Origin of the sequence: Citrobacter sp. Ce104, assembly GCF_030334595.1 — a bacterium.
GTDB classification, from domain to species: Bacteria; Pseudomonadota; Gammaproteobacteria; order Enterobacterales; family Enterobacteriaceae; genus Citrobacter; species Citrobacter europaeus.
Window position 1 is genome coordinate 69,888 of sequence record NZ_JAOWDP010000043.1, and the last position, 20,093, is coordinate 89,980.

At 53.2% G+C, this 20,093-nt stretch carries 19 protein-coding genes; 16 read left to right on the forward strand and 3 right to left on the reverse strand.

Annotated elements, in window-relative coordinates:
* Nucleotides 1–60 precede the first annotated feature (60 nt).
* The 8 genes from rmuC to tatD all read left to right on the forward strand — a co-directional run bounded on the left by rmuC (nt 61) and on the right by tatD (nt 7,100).
* Nucleotides 61–1,491 carry a DNA recombination protein RmuC gene (rmuC, locus tag OGW16_RS02455; RefSeq protein ID WP_087052392.1) on the forward strand — a complete coding sequence of 477 codons (1,431 nt, stop codon included), beginning with the start codon at nt 61–63 and terminating at the stop codon, nt 1,489–1,491.
* Nucleotides 1,492–1,585: 94 nt separating this feature from the next.
* Nucleotides 1,586–2,341 (forward strand): bifunctional demethylmenaquinone methyltransferase/2-methoxy-6-polyprenyl-1,4-benzoquinol methylase UbiE, encoded by a 756-nt coding sequence (gene ubiE / locus OGW16_RS02460; protein ID WP_003017897.1) that lies wholly within the window; start codon nt 1,586–1,588, stop codon nt 2,339–2,341.
* A 13-nt stretch (nt 2,342–2,354) separates the two neighbouring features.
* Nucleotides 2,355–2,960, forward strand: coding sequence for a ubiquinone biosynthesis protein UbiJ (gene ubiJ / locus OGW16_RS02465; protein WP_100193791.1), 606 nt, complete (start codon nt 2,355–2,357; stop codon nt 2,958–2,960).
* Nucleotides 2,957–4,597 (forward strand): ubiquinone biosynthesis regulatory protein kinase UbiB, encoded by a 1,641-nt coding sequence (gene ubiB, locus OGW16_RS02470; RefSeq protein WP_286517704.1) that lies wholly within the window; start codon nt 2,957–2,959, stop codon nt 4,595–4,597. The genes ubiJ and ubiB overlap by 4 nt, the downstream gene beginning before the upstream one ends.
* 78 nt (nt 4,598–4,675) lie before the next feature.
* A complete protein-coding gene (gene tatA / locus OGW16_RS02475) occupies nt 4,676–4,930 on the forward strand; it encodes a Sec-independent protein translocase subunit TatA (protein WP_003017888.1) in 255 nt (84 codons plus the stop codon).
* A gap of 3 nt (nt 4,931–4,933) precedes the next feature.
* Nucleotides 4,934–5,482: a Sec-independent protein translocase protein TatB gene (gene tatB, locus OGW16_RS02480; protein WP_006686090.1), complete on the forward strand. Its 549-nt coding sequence runs from the start codon at nt 4,934–4,936 to the stop codon at nt 5,480–5,482.
* Nucleotides 5,483–5,484: 2 nt separating this feature from the next.
* Nucleotides 5,485–6,276: a Sec-independent protein translocase subunit TatC gene (gene tatC, locus OGW16_RS02485; protein ID WP_016155142.1), complete on the forward strand. Its 792-nt coding sequence runs from the start codon at nt 5,485–5,487 to the stop codon at nt 6,274–6,276.
* 41 nt (nt 6,277–6,317) lie between these two features.
* On the forward strand, nt 6,318–7,100 hold the full coding sequence (gene tatD / locus OGW16_RS02490; protein WP_043019002.1) for a 3'-5' ssDNA/RNA exonuclease TatD: 783 nt from the start codon (nt 6,318–6,320) through the stop codon (nt 7,098–7,100).
* 5 nt (nt 7,101–7,105) lie between these two features.
* Here tatD and rfaH read toward each other — a convergent pair whose 3' ends face one another.
* Nucleotides 7,106–7,594, reverse strand: coding sequence for a transcription/translation regulatory transformer protein RfaH (gene rfaH, locus OGW16_RS02495; protein ID WP_043019003.1), 489 nt, complete (start codon nt 7,592–7,594; stop codon nt 7,106–7,108).
* A gap of 204 nt (nt 7,595–7,798) precedes the next feature.
* On the opposite strand from rfaH, the gene ubiD reads away from it, so the two are divergent.
* The 4 genes from ubiD (at nt 7,799) to OGW16_RS02515 (ending at nt 12,166) form a co-directional block, all read left to right on the forward strand.
* Nucleotides 7,799–9,292 carry a 4-hydroxy-3-polyprenylbenzoate decarboxylase gene (gene ubiD, locus OGW16_RS02500; protein WP_286517708.1) on the forward strand — a complete coding sequence of 498 codons (1,494 nt, stop codon included), beginning with the start codon at nt 7,799–7,801 and terminating at the stop codon, nt 9,290–9,292.
* Between the two features lie 40 nt (nt 9,293–9,332).
* On the forward strand, nt 9,333–10,034 hold the full coding sequence (fre, locus tag OGW16_RS02505; protein WP_003828903.1) for an NAD(P)H-flavin reductase: 702 nt from the start codon (nt 9,333–9,335) through the stop codon (nt 10,032–10,034).
* A gap of 229 nt (nt 10,035–10,263) precedes the next feature.
* A complete protein-coding gene (locus tag OGW16_RS02510; protein ID WP_043019004.1) occupies nt 10,264–11,175 on the forward strand; it encodes an ROK family protein in 912 nt (303 codons plus the stop codon).
* Nucleotides 11,176–11,185: 10 nt separating this feature from the next.
* Entirely contained in the window at nt 11,186–12,166 is a 981-nt protein-coding gene (locus OGW16_RS02515) for a LacI family DNA-binding transcriptional regulator (protein WP_043019005.1), read from the forward strand.
* A 283-nt stretch (nt 12,167–12,449) separates the two neighbouring features.
* On the opposite strand, the gene fadA is transcribed toward OGW16_RS02515, so the two are convergent.
* Nucleotides 12,450–13,613: an acetyl-CoA C-acyltransferase FadA gene (gene fadA / locus OGW16_RS02520; protein ID WP_043019006.1), complete on the reverse strand. Its 1,164-nt coding sequence runs from the start codon at nt 13,611–13,613 to the stop codon at nt 12,450–12,452.
* 9 nt (nt 13,614–13,622) lie between these two features.
* Complete coding sequence (fadB, locus tag OGW16_RS02525; protein WP_043019007.1) at nt 13,623–15,812, reverse strand: fatty acid oxidation complex subunit alpha FadB; 2,190 nt, start codon at nt 15,810–15,812, stop codon at nt 13,623–13,625.
* Nucleotides 15,813–16,000: 188 nt separating this feature from the next.
* On the opposite strand from fadB, the gene pepQ reads away from it, so the two are divergent.
* The 4 genes from pepQ to hemG are packed head-to-tail and all read left to right on the forward strand — an operon-like array spanning nt 16,001 to nt 19,993.
* Complete coding sequence (gene pepQ / locus OGW16_RS02530; RefSeq protein ID WP_043019008.1) at nt 16,001–17,332, forward strand: Xaa-Pro dipeptidase; 1,332 nt, start codon at nt 16,001–16,003, stop codon at nt 17,330–17,332.
* A complete protein-coding gene (locus OGW16_RS02535; protein ID WP_080625912.1) occupies nt 17,332–17,946 on the forward strand; it encodes an IMPACT family protein in 615 nt (204 codons plus the stop codon). Before pepQ ends, OGW16_RS02535 begins: the two co-directional genes overlap by 1 nt.
* A gap of 38 nt (nt 17,947–17,984) precedes the next feature.
* Nucleotides 17,985–19,436, forward strand: coding sequence for a Trk system potassium transporter TrkH (gene trkH / locus OGW16_RS02540; protein ID WP_047407543.1), 1,452 nt, complete (start codon nt 17,985–17,987; stop codon nt 19,434–19,436).
* An 11-nt stretch (nt 19,437–19,447) separates the two neighbouring features.
* Nucleotides 19,448–19,993, forward strand: a complete 546-nt coding sequence (hemG, locus tag OGW16_RS02545) for a menaquinone-dependent protoporphyrinogen IX dehydrogenase (protein WP_075145426.1) — start codon at nt 19,448–19,450, stop codon at nt 19,991–19,993.
* The last annotated feature ends 100 nt before the right edge of the window (nt 19,994–20,093 follow it).

Genomic DNA, 20,093 nt, shown 5'->3' on the forward strand with positions numbered 1-20,093 from the left:
GACGTTTATACAGCACAATTCTATTTTGTGCGGGTAAGCCGTTGCTGTAAGGGGAGCGTTGTGGATATTTCAATTATGATGAGTGCCGTGCTGGCGTTAGCCGCAGGGTTGTTGGTGGGATGGCTCGCAACAAAAGCGCACGCCGACAGGATCCGTGCCGACCTCATCGAAGAGCGACGTGAAATAGATATTGCGCTAAGCGCCGCCCGCCAGCAGCTTTCTCAGGAAGCTCACTGGCGTGATGAGTGCGAACTCCTCAATAACGAATTGCGCAGCCTGCACAGCATCAACACCTCTCTCGAAGCCGATCTCCGTGAAGTCACCACCCGGCTGGAAGCGACGCAGCAGCATGCGGAAGATAAAATCCGCCAGATGATCAACAGCGAACAGCGGCTGAGCGAACAGTTTGAAAATCTGGCGAACCGTATTTTTGAGCACAGTAACCGTCGCGTAGATGAGCAAAACCGGCAAAGTCTGAACAGCCTGCTGGCACCGCTTCGCGAACAACTGGACGGTTTTCGACGTCAGGTTCAGGATAGCTTTGGTAAAGAGGCGCAGGAGCGCCATACCCTGGCGCACGAAATTCGTAATCTACAGCAACTGAACGCGCAGATGGCGCAGGAAGCGGTAAACCTGACGCGGGCATTAAAAGGCGATAACAAAACGCAGGGCAACTGGGGTGAGGTCGTACTCACGCGGGTGCTTGAGGCTTCTGGTCTGCGCGAAGGCTATGAATACGAAACCCAGGTCAGTATCGAGAACGACGCCCGTTCGCGGATGCAGCCTGATGTCATCGTCCGGCTGCCGCAGGGTAAAGATGTGGTGATCGATGCGAAAATGACGCTGGTCGCCTATGAACGCTATTTTAACGCTGAAGATGAATACACCCGCGAGAGCGCGTTGCAGGAGCACATTGCCTCGGTGCGAAACCATATTCGTTTGCTGGGGCGCAAAGACTATCAGCAGCTTCCGGGGCTGCGCACGCTTGATTATGTGCTGATGTTTATCCCCGTTGAGCCTGCTTTTTTACTGGCGCTCGACAGACAGCCCGAACTGATTACCGAAGCGCTTAGAAATAACATTATGCTGGTGAGCCCTACCACGCTGTTGGTGGCGTTGCGCACGATCGCCAACCTGTGGCGCTACGAGCATCAGAGTCGTAATGCGCAACAAATTGCCGATCGGGCCAGCAAACTTTATGACAAGATGCGATTGTTTGTGGATGATATGTCGGCAATTGGCCAAAGCCTGGATAAAGCCCAGGATAACTACCGACAGGCGATGAAAAAACTTTCTTCAGGCCGTGGAAACGTCCTGTCGCAGGCAGAAGCGTTTCGCAGTTTAGGTGTAGAAATTAAGCGCGAGATTAATCCTGAGCTGGCTGAACAAGCCACTACGCAGGATGAAGAATACCGCTTGCGCTCGGTCCCTGAGACGCAACAGGATGAACCTTACCCTGATGATGAAGCGGTAAATCAGCAATCAAACTAGTTCGTTTGGGGTAGTTGAACCGGGCAGAAGGGTAGGGCAAATTGGCCCAATCTGTTACACTTCTCGAACATTTTTTGGATGAGCAGGCACTGAGATGGTGGATAATTCACAAGAAACGACGCACTTTGGCTTTCAGACCGTCGCTAAAGAGCAGAAAGCTGACATGGTGGCCCACGTTTTTCATTCTGTGGCGTCTAAATATGACGTTATGAATGACTTAATGTCATTTGGCATTCATCGTTTGTGGAAGCGCTTCACCATTGACTGCAGTGGCGTGCGTCGCGGGCAAACCGTTCTCGATTTGGCGGGCGGTACCGGCGATCTGACGGCAAAATTCTCTCGCATGGTAGGCGAAACCGGCAAAGTTGTGCTGGCGGATATCAATGACTCAATGCTCAAAATGGGACGCGAAAAGCTGCGTAATATCGGCGTAGTGGGTAACGTTGAGTACGTTCAGGCGAACGCGGAAGCACTGCCTTTCCCTGACAACACGTTTGACTGCATCACCATCTCTTTCGGTCTGCGTAACGTAACGGATAAAGACAAAGCATTACGCTCCATGTATCGCGTGTTGAAACCGGGCGGACGCTTACTGGTGCTGGAGTTCTCCAAACCGATTATCGAACCGCTGAGCAAAGCTTACGACGCCTACTCTTTCCATGTTCTGCCACGCATTGGTTCCATGGTGGCAAGCGACGCAGATAGCTATCGCTATTTGGCGGAGTCTATCCGCATGCATCCCGATCAGGACACCTTAAAAGCTATGATGCAAGATGCCGGGTTCGAAAGCGTTGATTATTACAACCTGACGGCAGGTGTCGTTGCGCTGCATCGTGGTTACAAGTTCTGACAGGAGATTGGGGATGCCTTTAAAACCCTTAGTGACCGCCGGCGTTGAAAATTTGCTCAACAGCTTTCTGTACCGTTCTCCTGCGCTTAAGTCAGCCAGAACGCGCTTACAGGGCAAAGTTCTGCGTGTTGAGCTCAAAGGATTTTCAACACCGTTAGTGCTGGTGTTTAGTGAGCGCCAGGTCGATGTGCTGGGGGCATGGGAAGGCGAAGCCGATTGCACCGTAATCACACATGCCAGCGTGTTACCGAAATTACGCGACCGGCAGCAACTTACCACGCTTATCCGCAGCGGTGAGCTGGAAGTTCAGGGCGATATCCAGGTCGTGCAGAATTTTGTCGCACTGGCCGATCTGGCGGAGTTTGATCCCGCAGAACTGTTAGCGCCCTATACCGGCGATATTGTCGCGGAAGGGGTTAGCAAAGTATTGCGTGGTGGAGCGAAGTTCCTGCGCCATAACATTCAGCGCCAGCAGCGCTATGTTGCCGAAGCGATCACCGAAGAGTGGCGTATGGCCCCGGGTCCGCTTGAGGTTGCATGGTTTGCAGAGGAAACGGCAGCCGTTGAGCGTGCGGTCGAATCCCTGGCTAAACGGCTGGAAAAACTGGAGGCCAAATGACGCCAGGTGAAGTACGGCGCCTTTATTTCATCATTCGCACTTTTTTAAGCTACGGCCTTGATGAACTCATCCCCAAAATGCGTATCACGCTGCCGATCCGGTTATGGCGCTACTCGCTGTTCTGGATGCCCAACCGACATAAAGACAAACCGCTGGGAGAAAGGCTGAGGCTCGCTTTGCAGGAACTCGGCCCGGTGTGGATCAAATTTGGGCAAATGCTCTCTACCCGTCGTGACCTTTTCCCTCCGCACATCGCCGATCAGCTAGCGCTATTGCAGGATCGGGTTGCCCCATTCGATGGGCAAAGAGCCAAAGAACAAATCGAAGAGGCGATGGGTGGGCTACCCGTCGAGGAATGGTTTGATGATTTTGAGATCACGCCGCTGGCATCTGCGTCTATTGCTCAGGTTCACACCGCGCGACTGAAATCGAATGGCAAAGAGGTGGTGATCAAAGTTATTCGCCCGGACATACTGCCGGTAATCAAAGCGGATTTGAAACTGATCTACCGCCTTGCTCGTTGGGTTCCTCGTCTGCTCCCAGATGGCCGCCGCCTGCGACCAACCGAAGTGGTCCGTGAATATGAAAAAACGTTGATTGATGAGCTGAATCTGCTGCGTGAGTCGGCGAACGCAATTCAACTGCGACGTAATTTTGAAGACAGCCCAATGCTGTACATCCCGGAAGTGTACTCCGACTATTGCAGTCAGAATATGATGGTGATGGAGCGCATTTATGGTATTCCCGTTTCAGATGTCACCACGCTTGAGAAGAATGGCACCAATATGAAGCTGCTGGCTGAACGGGGTGTTCAGGTCTTCTTTACTCAGGTATTCCGCGATAGCTTTTTCCATGCGGACATGCACCCTGGGAACATTTTCGTGAGTTATGAGCACCCTGAAAACCCGAAATACATTGGTATTGATTGTGGGATTGTGGGGTCTTTAAACAAAGAAGATAAGCGTTACCTGGCTGAAAACTTCATCGCGTTCTTTAACCGCGACTACCGCAAAGTTGCTGAACTGCACGTTGATTCTGGCTGGGTTCCGCCGGATACCAACGTAGAAGAGTTTGAATTCGCCATTCGTACCGTGTGCGAACCGATTTTTGAAAAACCGCTGGCGGAGATTTCCTTTGGTCATGTGCTGTTGAATCTGTTCAACACTGCGCGCCGATTCAACATGGAAGTTCAGCCTCAACTGGTCTTACTACAGAAGACGTTGCTGTACGTTGAAGGCGTCGGACGACAGCTCTACCCGCAGTTAGATTTATGGAAAACGGCCAAGCCTTTCCTCGAGTCCTGGATCAAAGATCAGGTCGGTATTCCGGCGCTTGTCAGAGCATTTAAAGAAAAAGCACCGTTCTGGGTCGAAAAAATGCCAGAAATACCTGAACTGGTGTATGACAGTTTGCGCCAGGGCAAATATTTACAGCACAGTGTTGATAAGATTGCCCGCGAGCTTCACGCTAATCATGTACGCCAGGGACAATCCCGTTATTTATTGGGCATTGGCGCAACATTGTTGCTAAGTGGAACATTCCTGCTGGTAAGCCGTCCTGAGTGGGGGCTTATGCCGGGTTGGTTAATGGCAGGCGGCGTCTTAGCCTGGTTGGTCGGCTGGCGCAAAATGCGCTGAATTTTTCATCGCCCAAGGCAGGTCGTGTAACGTATACTACGGCCTTATTAATTCATCATCTATGACAGAGGAACATGTATGGGTGGTATCAGTATTTGGCAGTTGTTGATCATTGCCGTCATCGTTGTACTGCTATTTGGCACCAAGAAACTCGGCTCCATCGGTTCCGATCTTGGCGCGTCGATTAAAGGCTTTAAAAAAGCGATGGGTGATGATGAGCCTAAGCAAGATAAAACCAGCCAGGACGCTGATTTTACTGCTAAATCCATCACCGATAAGCAGGGCGAAGTGAAAAAGGAAGACGCCAAAAGCCAAGATAAAGAGCAGGTATAATCCGTGTTTGATATCGGTTTTAGCGAACTGTTATTGGTGTTCGTTATCGGCCTCATCGTCCTGGGGCCGCAACGATTACCCGTAGCGGTAAAAACGGTTGCTGGCTGGGTTCGTGCTTTGCGTTCCCTGGCGACTACTGTTCAGAATGAACTGACCCAGGAGCTTAAGCTTCAGGAGTTTCAGGACAGCCTGAAGAAAGTAGAGAAAGCGAGCCTGACAAATCTGACCCCGGAGCTGAAAGCCTCAATGGATGAGCTGCGTGAAGCGGCAGAGTCGATGAAGCGTTCTTACAGCGTGCACGATCCTGAGAAAGCGAGCGATGAAGCGCACACTATCCATAACCCGGTAGTGAAAGAAGCGGAAGCGCAGCGAGAAGGGGTTACCCCTGCCGCCGCAGAAAACCAGGCCAGTTCGCCGGAGCAAAAACCGGAATCCACGGGTGCTAAAACGCCAGAGCCAACGGAAAACACTTCCGCTACGTTAATGGATGCAGAAAAGAAAGCTGCCGCACCTGTTGTCGAATCCTCCCCCTCGTCGAGTGATAAACCGTAAACATGGCTGTAGAAGATACCCAACCGCTCATTACGCATCTTATTGAACTGCGTAAGCGACTCCTGAACTGCATCATTGCGGTAATCGTGATCTTTCTGGCGTTGGTTTACTTTGCCAACGATATTTACCATATGGTTGCGGCGCCGCTGATTAAACAGATGCCGCAGGGTGCAACGATGATCGCCACCGATGTGGCCTCGCCGTTCTTTACCCCGATAAAGTTGACCTTCATGGTGTCGCTGATCCTGTCAGCGCCAGTGATCCTCTACCAGGTGTGGGCATTTATTGCGCCTGCTTTGTATAAACATGAACGTCGACTGGTTGTGCCGCTGCTGGTTTCCAGTTCGTTGTTGTTCTACATCGGCATGGCATTCGCCTATTTTGTCGTCTTTCCGTTGGCGTTTGGTTTTCTGGCCAACACGGCTCCGCAAGGCGTGCAGGTATCGACGGACATTGCCAGCTATCTCAGTTTCGTAATGGCGCTGTTTATGGCTTTCGGTGTCTCTTTTGAGGTTCCGGTCGCCATCGTGCTGCTATGCTGGATGGGCATTACGACGCCTGATGATTTACGCAAGAAACGCCCTTACGTTGTGGTGGGCGCATTTGTCGTCGGGATGCTACTGACCCCGCCAGATGTCTTCTCGCAAACGCTGTTGGCGATACCGATGTACTGCCTGTTCGAGGTGGGGGTTTTCTTCTCTCGTTTCTATGTCGGTAAGCGACGTACGCGAGATGAGGACAACGAGGCTGAAGAAGCAAAAGAAGCCGAAGCCACCGAGAAAACTGAAGAATAAACTCAACCGCCCGTCAGGGCGGTTGTCATATGGGAGGAAGCATGTTTGATATTGGCGTTAATTTAACCAGTTCACAATTTGCAAAAGACCGGGATGAGGTCGTGGCGCGGGCCTTTGCTGCGGGCGTAAACGGTATGCTTCTGACCGGAACAAACTTGCACGAAAGTCAGCAGGCTTTAAAGCTGGCGCAGCATTATCCACATTGCTGGTCTACGGCTGGCGTGCACCCGCATGACAGCAGCCAATGGCAATCCTCAACGGAAGACGAGATTATCGCGCTGGCAAACCAGTCTAAGGTGGTTGCAATTGGTGAGTGCGGCCTGGATTTCAATCGAAATTTCTCCACGCCGCAGGAGCAGGAACGTGCTTTTGAGGCGCAGCTGCGCATTGCTGCTGAACTGCAGATGCCGATTTTCATGCATTGTCGGGACGCCCATGAGCGTTTTCTGACGTTGCTGGAACCGTGGCTGGACAGCCTGCCCGGCGCGGTGCTGCACTGTTTCACCGGCTCGCGCCAGGAGATGCAGGACTGCGTGGACCGAGGGCTTTATATTGGTATCACCGGGTGGGTCTGTGATGAGCGCCGGGGAATGGAACTGCGTGAGCTGCTGCCGTTTATTCCGGTAGAACGACTGCTGGTAGAAACCGATGCGCCTTATCTACTCCCTCGCGACTTAACGCCTAAGCCGACGTCACGACGCAATGAACCGGCGCACCTGCCGCATATTCTTGAGCGTATTGCCCACTGGCGCGGGGAAGATCCTCAATGGCTGTCAGCCACCATTGATGCCAACGTCAGAACGCTGTTTGAAGTGACCTTCTAACCGCCTTATATTTTTCGAAAACCGGTGTTTTTCACGCTCTGCTTAATCTCTTTATTCAACAGGTTAAGCAGTAGCATGGAACGCGCTTCGCCATCCGGTTCGGTGAAGATCGCTTTTAGCCCTTCAAACGCCCCTTCAGTGATAATCACACTGTCCCCAGGCTGCGGCGTTTGCGGATCCACAATACCTTCAGGCTTGTAGATAGAAAGCTGGTGAATAACGGGAGAAGGGACAGTTGCAGGCGTCGCGCCAAAACGGACGAAATGGCTGACACCACGCGTGGCGTTGATGGTGGTGGTGTGGATCACTTCCGGGTCGAACTCGACAAACATGTAATTAGGGAATAGTGGTTCACTGACTGTGGTACGTTTACCGCGCACTATTTTTTCCAGGGTGATCATAGGCGTCAGGCAGTTCACCGCCTGCCTTTCCAGGTGTTCCTGGGCTCGCTGAAGTTGCCCACGTTTGCAGTACAGTAAATACCAGGATTGCATAATAACTCTTATCCGCTTGTTCTGAGCGCCAGCATAGCAAAAGCCATGAGTTAAGTTAATTATACCCGCCTCAAAGCAGGCTGAAACCCAATGGGTATATACTCCCGGGGCTTATATGTATCGCCAGAGTTCACGCTAATTTAACAAAAATACAGCATCGCAATGATGAACGCCGTATAATGAAGCGCTTACGAAGAGGCCACAATGGACGCCATGAAATATCACGATTTACGCGACTTCCTGACGCTGCTTGAACAGCAGGGCGAGCTCAAACGCATTTCGCTTGAGGTGGATCCCCACCTGGAAATTACTGAAATTGCCGATCGCACACTGCGTGCCGGTGGGCCTGCGTTACTGTTTGAGAATCCGAAAGGCTATTCAATGCCGGTGCTGTGTAACCTGTTTGGCACACCAAAGCGTGTTGCGATGGGGATGGGGCAAGAAGATGTCTCGGCGCTACGGGAAGTCGGTAAACTGTTGGCGTTTTTGAAAGAGCCAGAGCCGCCGAAAGGATTCCGCGATCTGTTTGATAAGCTGCCGCAGTTTAAGCAGGTGTTGAACATGCCGACTAAGCGGTTACGCGGTGCGCCTTGTCAGCAAAAAATCTACTCAGGCGATGACGTCGATTTAAACCGAATTCCGATTATGACCTGTTGGCCGGAAGATGCCGCGCCACTGATTACCTGGGGGCTAACCGTAACGCGTGGCCCGCATAAAGAGCGGCAGAATCTGGGCATCTATCGCCAGCAGCTGATTGGTAAAAACAAGCTTATTATGCGCTGGTTGTCCCATCGCGGCGGCGCGCTTGATTATCAGGAGTGGTGCGCGGCGCATCCGGGTGAACGCTTCCCGGTTTCTGTGGCCTTGGGAGCAGACCCGGCAACAATTCTGGGCGCTGTTACACCTGTCCCGGATACGTTATCTGAATACGCATTTGCCGGACTGTTGCGCGGCACCAAGACCGAAGTGGTCAAATGTATTTCCAACGATCTGGAAGTGCCTGCCAGCGCTGAAATCGTGCTGGAAGGGTATATCGAACCGGGTGAGTTGGCCCCGGAAGGGCCGTATGGCGATCATACCGGCTACTACAACGAAGTAGATAGCTTCCCGGTCTTTACCGTCACGCACATTACCCAGCACGAAGATGCGATTTATCACTCTACCTATACCGGACGTCCGCCAGATGAGCCCGCGGTACTCGGCGTGGCGCTGAACGAAGTTTTCGTTCCTATTCTGCAAAAGCAGTTCCCGGAGATTGTCGATTTTTACCTGCCTCCGGAAGGCTGTTCATATCGTCTGGCCGTAGTGACGATGAAAAAACAGTACGCTGGTCATGCCAAACGCGTCATGATGGGTGTCTGGTCGTTTTTGCGCCAGTTTATGTACACCAAATTTGTTATTGTTTGCGATGATGACGTCAACGCACGCGACTGGAATGATGTGATTTGGGCAATTACTACCCGTATGGACCCTGCCCGGGATACGGTACTGGTAGAGAATACCCCAATTGATTACCTGGACTTTGCCTCGCCGGTTTCCGGTCTTGGTTCAAAAATGGGGCTGGATGCCACTAATAAATGGCCGGGCGAAACCCAACGCGAATGGGGACGTCCGATTAAAAAAGATCCTGAAGTAACTGCGCGTATTGACGCAATTTGGGATGAACTGGCCATCTTTAATGACGGCAAAAGCGCCTGAGGCGCGATCGTTTTGCCTATTGATCCGACAGAGAGAGCGCATGACAACCTTAAGCTGTAAAGTGACCTCGGTAGAAGCTATCACTGACACCGTATATCGCGTTCGTTTAGTGCCAGACGCGGCGTTTTCCTTTCGTGCCGGCCAGTATCTAATGGTCGTGATGGACGAAAGGGATAAGCGTCCGTTCTCCATGGCATCAACGCCGGACGAGCAAGGATTCATTGAGCTGCACGTTGGCGCCTCTGAGCTAAATCTTTATGCCATGGCCGTGATGGATCGCATTCTGAAAGACCGGGAAATCAAGGTCGACATTCCGCATGGCGAGGCCTGGCTGCGCGATGAAGACGAGCGCCCGCTGATCCTGATTGCCGGTGGTACAGGGTTCTCTTACGTGCGTTCTATTCTGCTTACTGCACTGGCGCGCAATCCAAACCGCGATATCACCATTTACTGGGGCGGGCGCGAAGAGAAGCATCTCTACGATCTCTCAGAGCTGGAAGCGCTGTCAGTGAACCACCCGAATCTGCGCGTTGAGCCAGTGGTGGAACAGCCTGAAGACGGTTGGCGTGGTCGTACGGGAACCGTGTTAACGGCAGTACTGCAGGATTACGGTACCCTGGCGGAGCATGATATCTACATCGCCGGTCGCTTCGAAATGGCCAAAATCGCGCGCGATCTGTTCTGTAATGAACGCAGTGCGCGTGAAGATCGCCTGTTTGGCGACGCTTTCGCGTTCATTTAAGCGCTGTGCGCCGGAGCCCTTCCGGCGCATCCATTACCCACCTTACTTCCTCTGGCAGGGTGCAAGCCCGGTTTCGTTGTTTCTCTTTTTCAGCACATTTTTAGTAAACACGTTTTTTTCTGTCTATTAATCATAAAACTGAGGTTTTGTGACAGGCCTCTTTTTGTTTAGTAAACAAAATTGGCAAACTAGACAGCATCACATTGCGAGACGCAAACGAGGAAAATCCATGAGGCTCGGACTGGATATCGGCGGGACTAAAATTGAAGCGGTGGTGATTGATAACGCGGGTGAAATTGTTTACCGCGAGCGATGCGCGACACCGAAGCAGAGTTACGGCGATTTTTTCCAGGCCGTGACGGAGATGATTGCTAAGGCAAGGCTGGCCGTTAATCAGCCTTTATCGGTTGGCGTTGGGGTGCCTGGCGCGGTGGATAGCGAAGGTTTGATTAAGAATTCGAACATCCTGGTGCTGAATCAGCAGGCCTTTGCGCAAGACCTTGAGCGAGCATCAGGAATGCCAGTGCCGGTTACCAATGATGCCAACTGCTTTACCCTGTCAGAAGCGATGGACGGCAGTGGGCGTGGGCATAGCGTGGTATTTGGCGTGATCCTTGGTACCGGATGCGGCGGTGGAGTATGCATCGATAACCGATTGATCTCCGGCCCTAACGCCTGTGCGGGTGAGTGGGGGCATAATGCATTACCGCGCTACCACGAATCTCAGGACGGGGCTGGAGTGACTTGCTATTGCGGACAGTTGAACTGTATTGAGAGCTTTATTTCAGGCAGCGGGCTGGAACGCCAGTATTTGAATTACACCGCGCAACATGCGGGTGTGCCACAAATTATGCAACGGGTAGAATCGGGCGATGCAGATGCCTGTTTGTTATGGGAACGCTATTGCGATCAACTGGCGCGCGCGTTGGCAAGCATTGTGAATACGCTCGATCCCGATGTTATCGTGCTGGGAGGTGGGGTATCTAATATTGATACACTGTATTCAGGCTTGCAGGCACGAGTGGCGCAGTACGTATTTGGTAAGCAGTGCCGCACACCGATCGTTCGGGCCCGCCACGGCGACAGCAGCGGCGTACGCGGCGCGGCCTGGCTGGGAGCACAACAAGCCAGCATAAATTAATGAGAGCGAAATGACGAAACCTGTACGCATCAGAGATATTGCCGAAGCTTGTGGTGTCTCGGTTGGCGCTGTTTCCCGCGCCCTGAAAGGGCAGCCGGGGCTGCGTGAAGACACCCGGCTGCGCATTATTTCAGTGGCGCAGCAGCAGGGTTATGATTTTTCTCGCCTGCGTGCAGACAAAATCAAACGTGTCCTGTTTTTACTGCATCGCCAGCACAATATCAGCCGGGCTTTGCCGTTTTACTCTCAGCTGCTGCTGGGCATAGAAGATCGTTGTCGCGAACACGGGATTGCGCTGAGTTTTCTCTCAATCGGCCCTGGTGATGCAGTGAGTGAGCAGGTGATGCTGCATCAGCCTGATGCGCTGATCTGCGCGGGATTTTTTGAGCCTGAATTGCTTGGGCTGCTGCAACAGATGAAATTGCCGTTGGTACTGGTGGATCTCTGGGCGCCGGGCTTACCTTGCGTGAATCCGGACAACACTCAAGGCGGTTATCTGGCCACGCAACATTTGATTGCGCAAGGGCGCAGCCGCATTGCTTTTCTCGCCAGCACGCTCGCGCACTACAGCATCCGTCAGCGCGAGAAGGGTTACCGTCAGGCATTGTATGAGGCCCGTTTGCTAATGCCGCCAGAGTACGACGCCGTTGCACCGCCGTTGCTGGATACCGAGCAATCTCTGGTGGAGGCGGTGAAGGAGTTGCTCAGTCTGCCGGAGCCGCCTGATGCCATTTTTGCCTATAACGATGCGGCAGCGCTGGTTGTTCAGCGGGTGTGTGCACAGCGGGGTATACGTATCCCGGAAGATCTCGCGCTGGTGGGGTTTGATGATATCGATGCTGCGGCCTGGTCGCACCCGCCACTGACCACCATTGCGGTTGATAAAAAGCAGTTGGGGCGTGAAGCGCTGCGTTTACTGCTGGAAGAGAAGCAGGAAGAGAATCTGCTATTGCCGGTGCAGTTAGTGGTGCGCGGTAGTTCAGAGAAATAAAAAACCCGCCCCTGACAGGCGGGAAAAACGGCAACTAAACTTTCTCTCTTCGCCATTGGCACCATAACTGTGTTGGCTGCGCTCATTCACCCGAATCACTTACTACACGTAAGCTCATCGGGATGAATGAGGGACATCCGTGTCCCTCACTGAAAGCAGCCTTCGGCTGTTCAAATTCGTTCCTGACGAATTTGTCATTCACTTGCCGCCTTGTTCTGGCACCAATGGCTTTGAGATAACATTTCGTAGGCCGGGCAAGCGAAGCGCCCCCGGCATGCTTTGATTAAACTCGCTCAAATACCGTCGCGATGCCCTGGCCTAACCCGATACACATCGTCGCCAGGCCAAACTGTACGTCTTTGCGTTCCATCAGGTTGAGCAGGGTGGTGCTGATACGCGCCCCGGAACAGCCCAGTGGATGACCCAAAGCGATCGCCCCGCCGTTGAGGTTGATCTTCTCGTCGATCTGCTCCATCAGCCCCAGATCTTTAATGCACGGCAGGATCTGAGCGGCAAAGGCTTCGTTCATCTCAAACAAACCGATATCGCTGGTGGAGAGTCCCGCTTTTTTCAGCGCCAGTTTTGAGGCCGGAACCGGACCGTAACCCATGATTGACGGGTCGCAACCCACAACAGCCATCGAACGAATACGGGCACGCGGCGTCAGACCCAGCTCACGGGCGCGGCTTTCGCTCATGACCAGCATCGCCGCTGCGCCGTCGGAGAGTGCGGAGGAGGTACCGGCAGTGACCGTTCCGCTAACTGGATCGAACGCTGGGCGCAGGGTGGAGAGCGCTTCAACGGTTGTCTCCGGGCGGATAACCTCATCGTAGTTAAACTGCTTCAGCACGCCGTCGGCATCATGACCGCCGGTCGGGATGATTTCGTTTTTAAACGCGCCAGACTGCGTTGCTGCCCAGGCACGGGCGTGTGAACGCGCGGCGAAGGCGTCCTGCATTTCACGGCTGATGCCGTGCATACGAGAGAGCATTTCCGCGGTCAGACCCATCATTCCCGCGGCTTTTGCCACGTTGCGGCTCATGCCCGGGTGGAAATCAACGCCGTGACTCATTGGCACATGGCCCATATGCTCCACGCCGCCAATCAGGCACGCCTGAGCATCGCCGGTCATGATCATGCGTGCCGCATCGTGTAGCGCCTGCATGGACGAACCGCACAGACGGTTGACAGTGACGGCCGGAACGGAATGTGGAACTTCCGCCAGCAGCGCGGCGTTACGGGCGATGTTGAAACCCTGCTCCAGCGTTTGCTGCACACAGCCCCAGTAAATATCATCAAGCGCGGCTGGCTCCAGCGCCGGATTACGCGCCAGCAGGCTACGCATTAAATGTGCGGAGAGATCTTCTGCCCGCACGTGACGAAACGCCCCCCCTTTCGAACGGCCCATCGGGGTACGGATCGCATCAACAATTACAACCTGTTCCATTGTGACTCCTTAAGCCGTTTTCAGGCTGCCAACCGGGCGGGCAGGCTCAACCTGGGGATAATACGGTTCGTTATGGCGCGCTTTGTCACGCAGACCGGCCGGAACTTCATACAGCGGGCCAAGGTGCTGATACTGCTGAGCCATATCGAGATACTTCGCGCTGCCAAGCGTATCCAGCCAGCGGAACGCGCCGCCGTGGAACGGAGGGAAGCCCAGGCCATACACCAGCGCCATATCGGCTTCTGCCGGGCTGGCGATAATGCCTTCTTCCAGACAACGCACCACTTCGTTGACCATTGGGATCATCATGCGGGCGATAATCTCTTCATCGCTGAAGTCGTGTTTCGGCTGGCTGACCTCAGCCAGAAGACCGTCAACGGTGGTATCTTCTTCTTTCTTCGGCTTGCCCTTGTTGTCTTCTTTATAACGCCAGAATCCGAGGCCGTTTTTCTGCCCGAAACGGTTAGCATCAAACAGTGCATCTATCGCATCGCGATAATCTTTCTGCATACGCTGAGGGAAGCCTGCGGACATCACAGCCTGTGCGTGATGCGCGGTATCAATACCCACCACGTCCAGCAGATAAGCCGGACCCATCGGCCAGCCAAACTGTTTTTCCATTACTTTGTCGACTTTGCGGAAATCCGCCCCGTCGCGCAGCAACTGGCTGAAACCGGCAAAATAGGGGAACAGCACGCGGTTGACGAAGAAACCGGGGCAGTCATTAACCACAATCGGCGTTTTGCCCATCTGGCTTGCCCAGGCGACTACCTTAGCGATGGTTTCATCCGAGCTTTTCTCGCCGCGAATGATCTCAACCAGCGGCATACGGTGCACCGGGTTAAAGAAGTGCATCCCACAGAAGTTTTCCGGGCGCTTAAGCGCGCTGGCCAGCTCGTTGATGGGGATGGTGGAGGTATTCGACGCCAGTACGGTGTCCGGGCGAACCTGATCTTCGGTTTCCGCCAGTACCGCTTTTTTCACTTTCGGGTTTTCCACAACCGCTTCAACCACCACGTCCACACGCTCAAAACCGCTGTAGTCGAGGGTTGGATGGATAGTGGAAATCACGCCCGCCATTTTCAGACCGTCAATTTTGCCGCGCTCGAGCTGTTTGTTCAGCAACTTGGCCGCTTCGGTCATGCCCAGCGTTAATGATTTGTCGTTGATGTCTTTCATGACAACCGGCACGCCTTTCCAGGCCGACTGGTACGCGATGCCGCCGCCCATAATGCCTGCGCCCAGCACCGCCGCTTGCTTTGGTGCCTCAATATTTTTGGTGAGCTTTTTGGCTTTGGCTTTCACGAACTGATCGTTAAGGAAAATCCCAACCAGGGCGCGGGCTTCACTGGTGTGCGCCAGTGGAACAAAGCTTTTATTTTCCAGATTTAGCGCTTCTTCACGACCAAAACGGGCCGCTGCTTCAATGGTTTTTACCGCGGTAATCGGTGCGGGATAATGCTTACCTGCCGTCTGCGCCACCATGCCTTTAGCGATGGTAAAGCTCATAGCCGCTTCAATTTTGCTGAGTTTCAACGGCTCCAGCTTCGGCTGACGTTTGGCCTTCCAGTCGAGGTCGCCGTTGATCGCCTGACGTAATACCGCGATCGCGCCATCAAGCAGTTTGTCTTGCTTCACTACGCCATCGACCAGGCCGATTTTTAGCGCCTGCTCAGCACCAACATCCTTACCTGCCGCAATAATTTCCAGCGCACTGTCTGCACCCAACATGCGTGGCATACGCACGGAACCGCCAAAGCCCGGCATAATACCCAGCTTAGTTTCCGGTAGGCCGATGCGCAGGTCCGGCGTTGCCAGACGATAATCGGTTGCCAGAACACACTCGCAGCCGCCGCCCAGCGCATAACCGTTAACTGCTGAGAGGGTCGGAACAGGGAGATCTTCCAGGCGGTTAAAGACGCTGTTGGCAAAATGCAGCCACTGGCTCAGTTGTTCTTCAGGCACGAGGAACAGTGAAAGGAATTCGGTGATATCGGCACCAACAATAAAGGCCGCTTTATTAGAACGCAGCAGCAGCCCTTTTAAATTCGGTTGTTTTTCCAGCACATCAAGCGCATGGCCCAGGCTGGCAACGGTGGCCGTGTCGAGTTTATTGACCGAGCCAGGGGCATCGAACACCAGTTCGGCGATGCCATCTTCCAGCCAGTCGAGGTACAGGGTGTCGCCTTTGTAAAGCATGTCAGTCTCCTGAATCCGCAAGGTGATCTGGTCATACCAGATGAATCGAAGTGTGTGTTTTATGTTAAAAAAATGCAAATGAATGATTAAAGAAATGACGATTCGATCACGCTCGGCAGAAATCACGCACTCACAAAGCGATGTGCTAAGATGCGGAGACTTGAGGTCAAAAAACAGAAGGATAGAAAATGGAATCACTGGCCGCACTCTATAAAAATCATATCGTTACCTTACAAGAACGGACGCGCGACGCGCTGGAACGCTTTAAGCTGGATGCGTTACTTATTCACTCAGGCGAACTTGTTAACGTCTTTCTCGACGATCATCCGTACCCGTTTAAGGTCAATCCGCAATTCAAAGCCTGGGTGCCTGTAACGCAGGTTCCTAACTGCTGGTTGCTGGTGGATGGCGTGAACAAGCCGAAACTGTGGTTCTACCTACCGGTCGATTACTGGCACAACGTTGAGCCGCTGCCGACCTCCTTCTGGACGGAAGAAATTGAGATCATCGCGCTACCAAAAGCGGATGGTATCGGTAGCCAACTGCCTGCTGCTCGCGGCAATATCGGTTACATCGGCCCGGTTCCGGAACGTGCGCTGCAACTGGACATCGCGGCCAGCAACATCAACCCGAAAGGGGTGATCGACTACCTGCATTATTACCGCGCCTATAAAACGGATTACGAGCTGGCCTGTATGCGCGAAGCGCAGAAAATGGCGGTGAATGGACACCGGGCCGCGGAAGAAGCGTTTCGTTCCGGGATGAGCGAGTTTGACATCAACCTCGCTTACCTGACTGCGACTGGTCACCGCGATACCGACGTACCGTACAGCAACATCGTGGCGCTTAACGAGCATGCCTCGGTACTTCATTACACTAGGCTGGATCATCAGGCTCCGTCTGAAATCCGCAGCTTCCTGCTGGATGCCGGTGCGGAATACAATGGCTATGCGGCAGACCTGACGCGTACCTGGTCGGCGAAAAGCGACAACGACTATGCGCATCTGGTGAAAGACGTTAACGACGAAGAGCTGGCGCTGATTGCTACCATGAAAGCAGGCACCAGCTACGTGGATTATCACATTCAGTTTCATCAGCGCATCGCGAAGCTGCTGCGTAAGCATCAAATCATCACCGATATGAGTGAAGAGGCGATGGTGGAAAACGATCTTACCGGGCCGTTTATGCCGCATGGTATCGGGCACCCGCTGGGCCTGCAGGTACATGATGTTGCTGGTTTTATGCAGGACGACAGCGGTACTCATCTGGCCGCGCCGTCGAAGTATCCTTACCTGCGCTGCACCCGTGTTCTGCAACCGGGCATGGTTCTGACCATCGAACCGGGTATCTACTTTATTGAATCGCTGCTGGCACCGTGGCGTGAAGGGCAATTCAGCAAACACTTCAACTGGCAGAAAATTGAAGCCCTGAAACCGTTCGGCGGTATTCGTATTGAAGACAACGTGGTGGTCCACGAGAACAATATCGAAAACATGACGCGGGATTTAAAACTGGCGTAATGGACAGTTGGTTAATCCCTGCGGCGCCGGTTAGCGTCGTTGAAGAGATCAAAAAAAGCCGCTTCATTACGTTGCTCGCCCATACGGACGGCGTAGAAGCGGCAAAAGCGTTTGTTGAGTCAGTCAAAGCGGAACACCCTGACGCCCGCCACCATTGTGTGGCGTGGGTGGCGGGTGCGCCCAACGACTCGCAGCAGTTGGGGTTTTCAGACGATGGCGAACCGGCGGGTACGGCAGGCAAACCGATGCTCGCGCAGCTGATGGGGAGCGGCGTCGGCGAGGTTACCGCGGTGGTGGTGCGTTACTACGGCGGTATCCTTCTCGGTACGGGTGGTCTGGTAAAAGCCTACGGTGGCGGTGTGAATCAGGCGCTGCGCCAGTTAACGACACAGCGCAAGACGCCATTAACCGAATATACTTTGCAGTGTGAGTACGGTCAGCTGGCAGGCATTGAAGCTTTGCTGGGGCAGTTTGACGGTAAAGTCGTTGCTAGTGATTACCAGGCTTTTGTTCGGCTCAGAGTGGCGCTTCCTTATGCCAAAGTGGATGAATTTTCGGCAAAACTGGCGGATTTTAGTCGTGGTTCATTGCAATTGTTAGCGATTGAAGAATAATCCCCACCTCATTTTAAAGAACTAAGGAAGCGGCAGAGATGCATTTTCGCGCCATCACCCGAATCGTTGGACTACTGGTCATCTTATTCTCGGGGACAATGATCATCCCCGGACTGGTAGCGCTCATCTACCGTGATGGGGCAGGGCGTGCATTTACCCAAACTTTCTTTGTTGCTCTGGCTATCGGCTCTATGCTGTGGTGGCCAAACCGTAAAGAGAAGGGCGAGCTAAAATCACGCGAAGGGTTTCTGATTGTCGTCTTGTTCTGGACCGTGCTGGGCAGCGTGGGTGCGCTACCGTTCATTTTTGCGGAAAGTCCTAACCTCACGATAACCGACGCTTTTTTTGAATCCTTTTCCGGTTTAACCACCACGGGTGCGACGACGCTGGTGGGGCTTGATTCATTGCCACACGCGATTCTCTTTTATCGCCAGATGCTGCAATGGTTCGGCGGGATGGGGATCATCGTGCTGGCGGTGGCTATCCTGCCTATTCTTGGCGTGGGTGGTATGCAGCTCTATCGGGCAGAAATGCCCGGGCCGCTGAAAGATAATAAGATGCGCCCGCGTATTGCCGAAACGGCGAAAACGCTGTGGCTTATCTATGTATTACTGACAGTGGCGTGCGCGCTGGCGCTATGGTTTGCCGGGATGCCCGCGTTTGACGCCATTGGTCATAGCTTTGCCACAATTGCCATCGGCGGCTTTTCCACACACGATGCCAGCGTGGGGTATTTCGACAGTCCCACGATTAACACCATTATTGCTATCTTCTTGCTGATCTCCGGTTGTAACTATGGCCTGCACTTCTCTTTATTAAGTGGGCGTAGTCTGAAGGTCTACTGGCGCGATCCGGAATTCCGCATGTTCATTGGTGTGCAGTTGACGCTGGTAGTTATCTGTACGCTGGTGTTGTGGATACATAATACCTATGGATCGGCGCTCACGACGATCAACCAGGCCTTTTTCCAGGTGGTGTCGATGGCGACGACCGCCGGATTTACCACGGACAGTATTGCCCGCTGGCCGCTGTTCCTGCCGGTGTTGTTACTGTGTTCTGCTTTTATCGGCGGCTGTGCCGGGTCGACGGGCGGTGGCTTGAAGGTGATTCGTATCCTGCTGCTGTTTAAGCAGGGTAACCGTGAATTGAAACGACTGGTCCACCCGAATGCGGTTTACAGTATCAAACTGGGTAACCGTGCGTTACCGGAGCGAATCCTTGAAGCTGTGTGGGGATTCTTCTCTGCCTATGCGCTGGTCTTTATTATCAGTATGCTGGCGATTATTGCGACCGGTGTTGATGACTTCTCCGCGTTTGCCTCCGTTGTGGCGACGCTGAATAACCTGGGGCCAGGGCTGGGCGTTGTCGCTGACAACTTTGCCAGTATGAACCCCGTGGCGAAGTGGATCCTGATTGCCAATATGCTGTTTGGTCGTCTGGAGGTCTTTACTCTGCTGGTACTCTTTACCCCTACCTTCTGGCGTGAATAATGGAGTAACACGTGAAAACACTGATTCTTTTTTCTTCCCGGGACGGACAAACCCGTGAAATCGCCGAGTATCTGGCTTCTGAGCTCAAAGAGCTGGGTGTTTGGGCAGATGTCGTAAATTTGCATCGTACCGCGGAGCCTGACTGGCAAAATTATGACAGCGTGGTGATTGGCGCTTCGATTCGCTATGGCCATTACCATGCTGCTTTTCAGGAGTTTGTGAAAAAGCATGCCACGCGGCTGAACGCGATGCCGAGTGCGTTCTACTCAGTAAACCTTGTTGCCCGTAAACCGGAAAAACGTACGCCGCAAACCAACAGCTATGCGCGTAAGTTCCTGATGAGTTCGCCGTGGCGGCCAGATCGCAGTGCGGTTATTGCCGGCGCTTTGCTGTATCCCCGCTATCGCTGGTATGACCGCGTTATGATCCAACTGATAATGAAGATGTCTGGCGGTGAAACGGATACGAATAAAGAAGTGGTGTATACCGATTGGGAACAGGTCGCAGGTTTTGCGCGAGAAATCGTCCAATTAACCAACAAAACGTTGTCAAAATAAGCGTAAAGAATAAAAAATACGCACTCGGAAGATTATTTTAAATTTCCCCTTGTCAGCCTGAAATAACTCCCTATAATGCGCCTCCACTGACACGGAACAA

Bases quoted from the DNA above. Each gene is read 5' to 3' on its own strand.
- fadB (WP_043019007.1), bottom strand. From the start codon at position 15,812: ATGCTTTACAAAGGCGACACCCTGTACCTCGACTGGCTGGAAGATGGC.
- tatD (WP_043019002.1), top strand. From the start codon at position 6,318: ATGTTTGATATTGGCGTTAATTTAACCAGTTCACAATTTGCAAAAGAC.
- ubiJ (WP_100193791.1), top strand. From the start codon at position 2,355: ATGCCTTTAAAACCCTTAGTGACCGCCGGCGTTGAAAATTTGCTCAAC.
- ubiE (WP_003017897.1), top strand. From the start codon at position 1,586: ATGGTGGATAATTCACAAGAAACGACGCACTTTGGCTTTCAGACCGTC.
- tatA (WP_003017888.1), top strand. From the start codon at position 4,676: ATGGGTGGTATCAGTATTTGGCAGTTGTTGATCATTGCCGTCATCGTT.
- trkH (WP_047407543.1), top strand. From the start codon at position 17,985: ATGCATTTTCGCGCCATCACCCGAATCGTTGGACTACTGGTCATCTTA.
- rfaH (WP_043019003.1), bottom strand. From the start codon at position 7,594: ATGCAATCCTGGTATTTACTGTACTGCAAACGTGGGCAACTTCAGCGA.
- fadA (WP_043019006.1), bottom strand. From the start codon at position 13,613: ATGGAACAGGTTGTAATTGTTGATGCGATCCGTACCCCGATGGGCCGT.
- pepQ (WP_043019008.1), top strand. From the start codon at position 16,001: ATGGAATCACTGGCCGCACTCTATAAAAATCATATCGTTACCTTACAA.
- tatC (WP_016155142.1), top strand. From the start codon at position 5,485: ATGGCTGTAGAAGATACCCAACCGCTCATTACGCATCTTATTGAACTG.
- OGW16_RS02515 (WP_043019005.1), top strand. From the start codon at position 11,186: ATGACGAAACCTGTACGCATCAGAGATATTGCCGAAGCTTGTGGTGTC.
- ubiD (WP_286517708.1), top strand. From the start codon at position 7,799: ATGGACGCCATGAAATATCACGATTTACGCGACTTCCTGACGCTGCTT.
- OGW16_RS02535 (WP_080625912.1), top strand. From the start codon at position 17,332: ATGGACAGTTGGTTAATCCCTGCGGCGCCGGTTAGCGTCGTTGAAGAG.
- ubiB (WP_286517704.1), top strand. From the start codon at position 2,957: ATGACGCCAGGTGAAGTACGGCGCCTTTATTTCATCATTCGCACTTTT.
- fre (WP_003828903.1), top strand. From the start codon at position 9,333: ATGACAACCTTAAGCTGTAAAGTGACCTCGGTAGAAGCTATCACTGAC.
- OGW16_RS02510 (WP_043019004.1), top strand. From the start codon at position 10,264: ATGAGGCTCGGACTGGATATCGGCGGGACTAAAATTGAAGCGGTGGTG.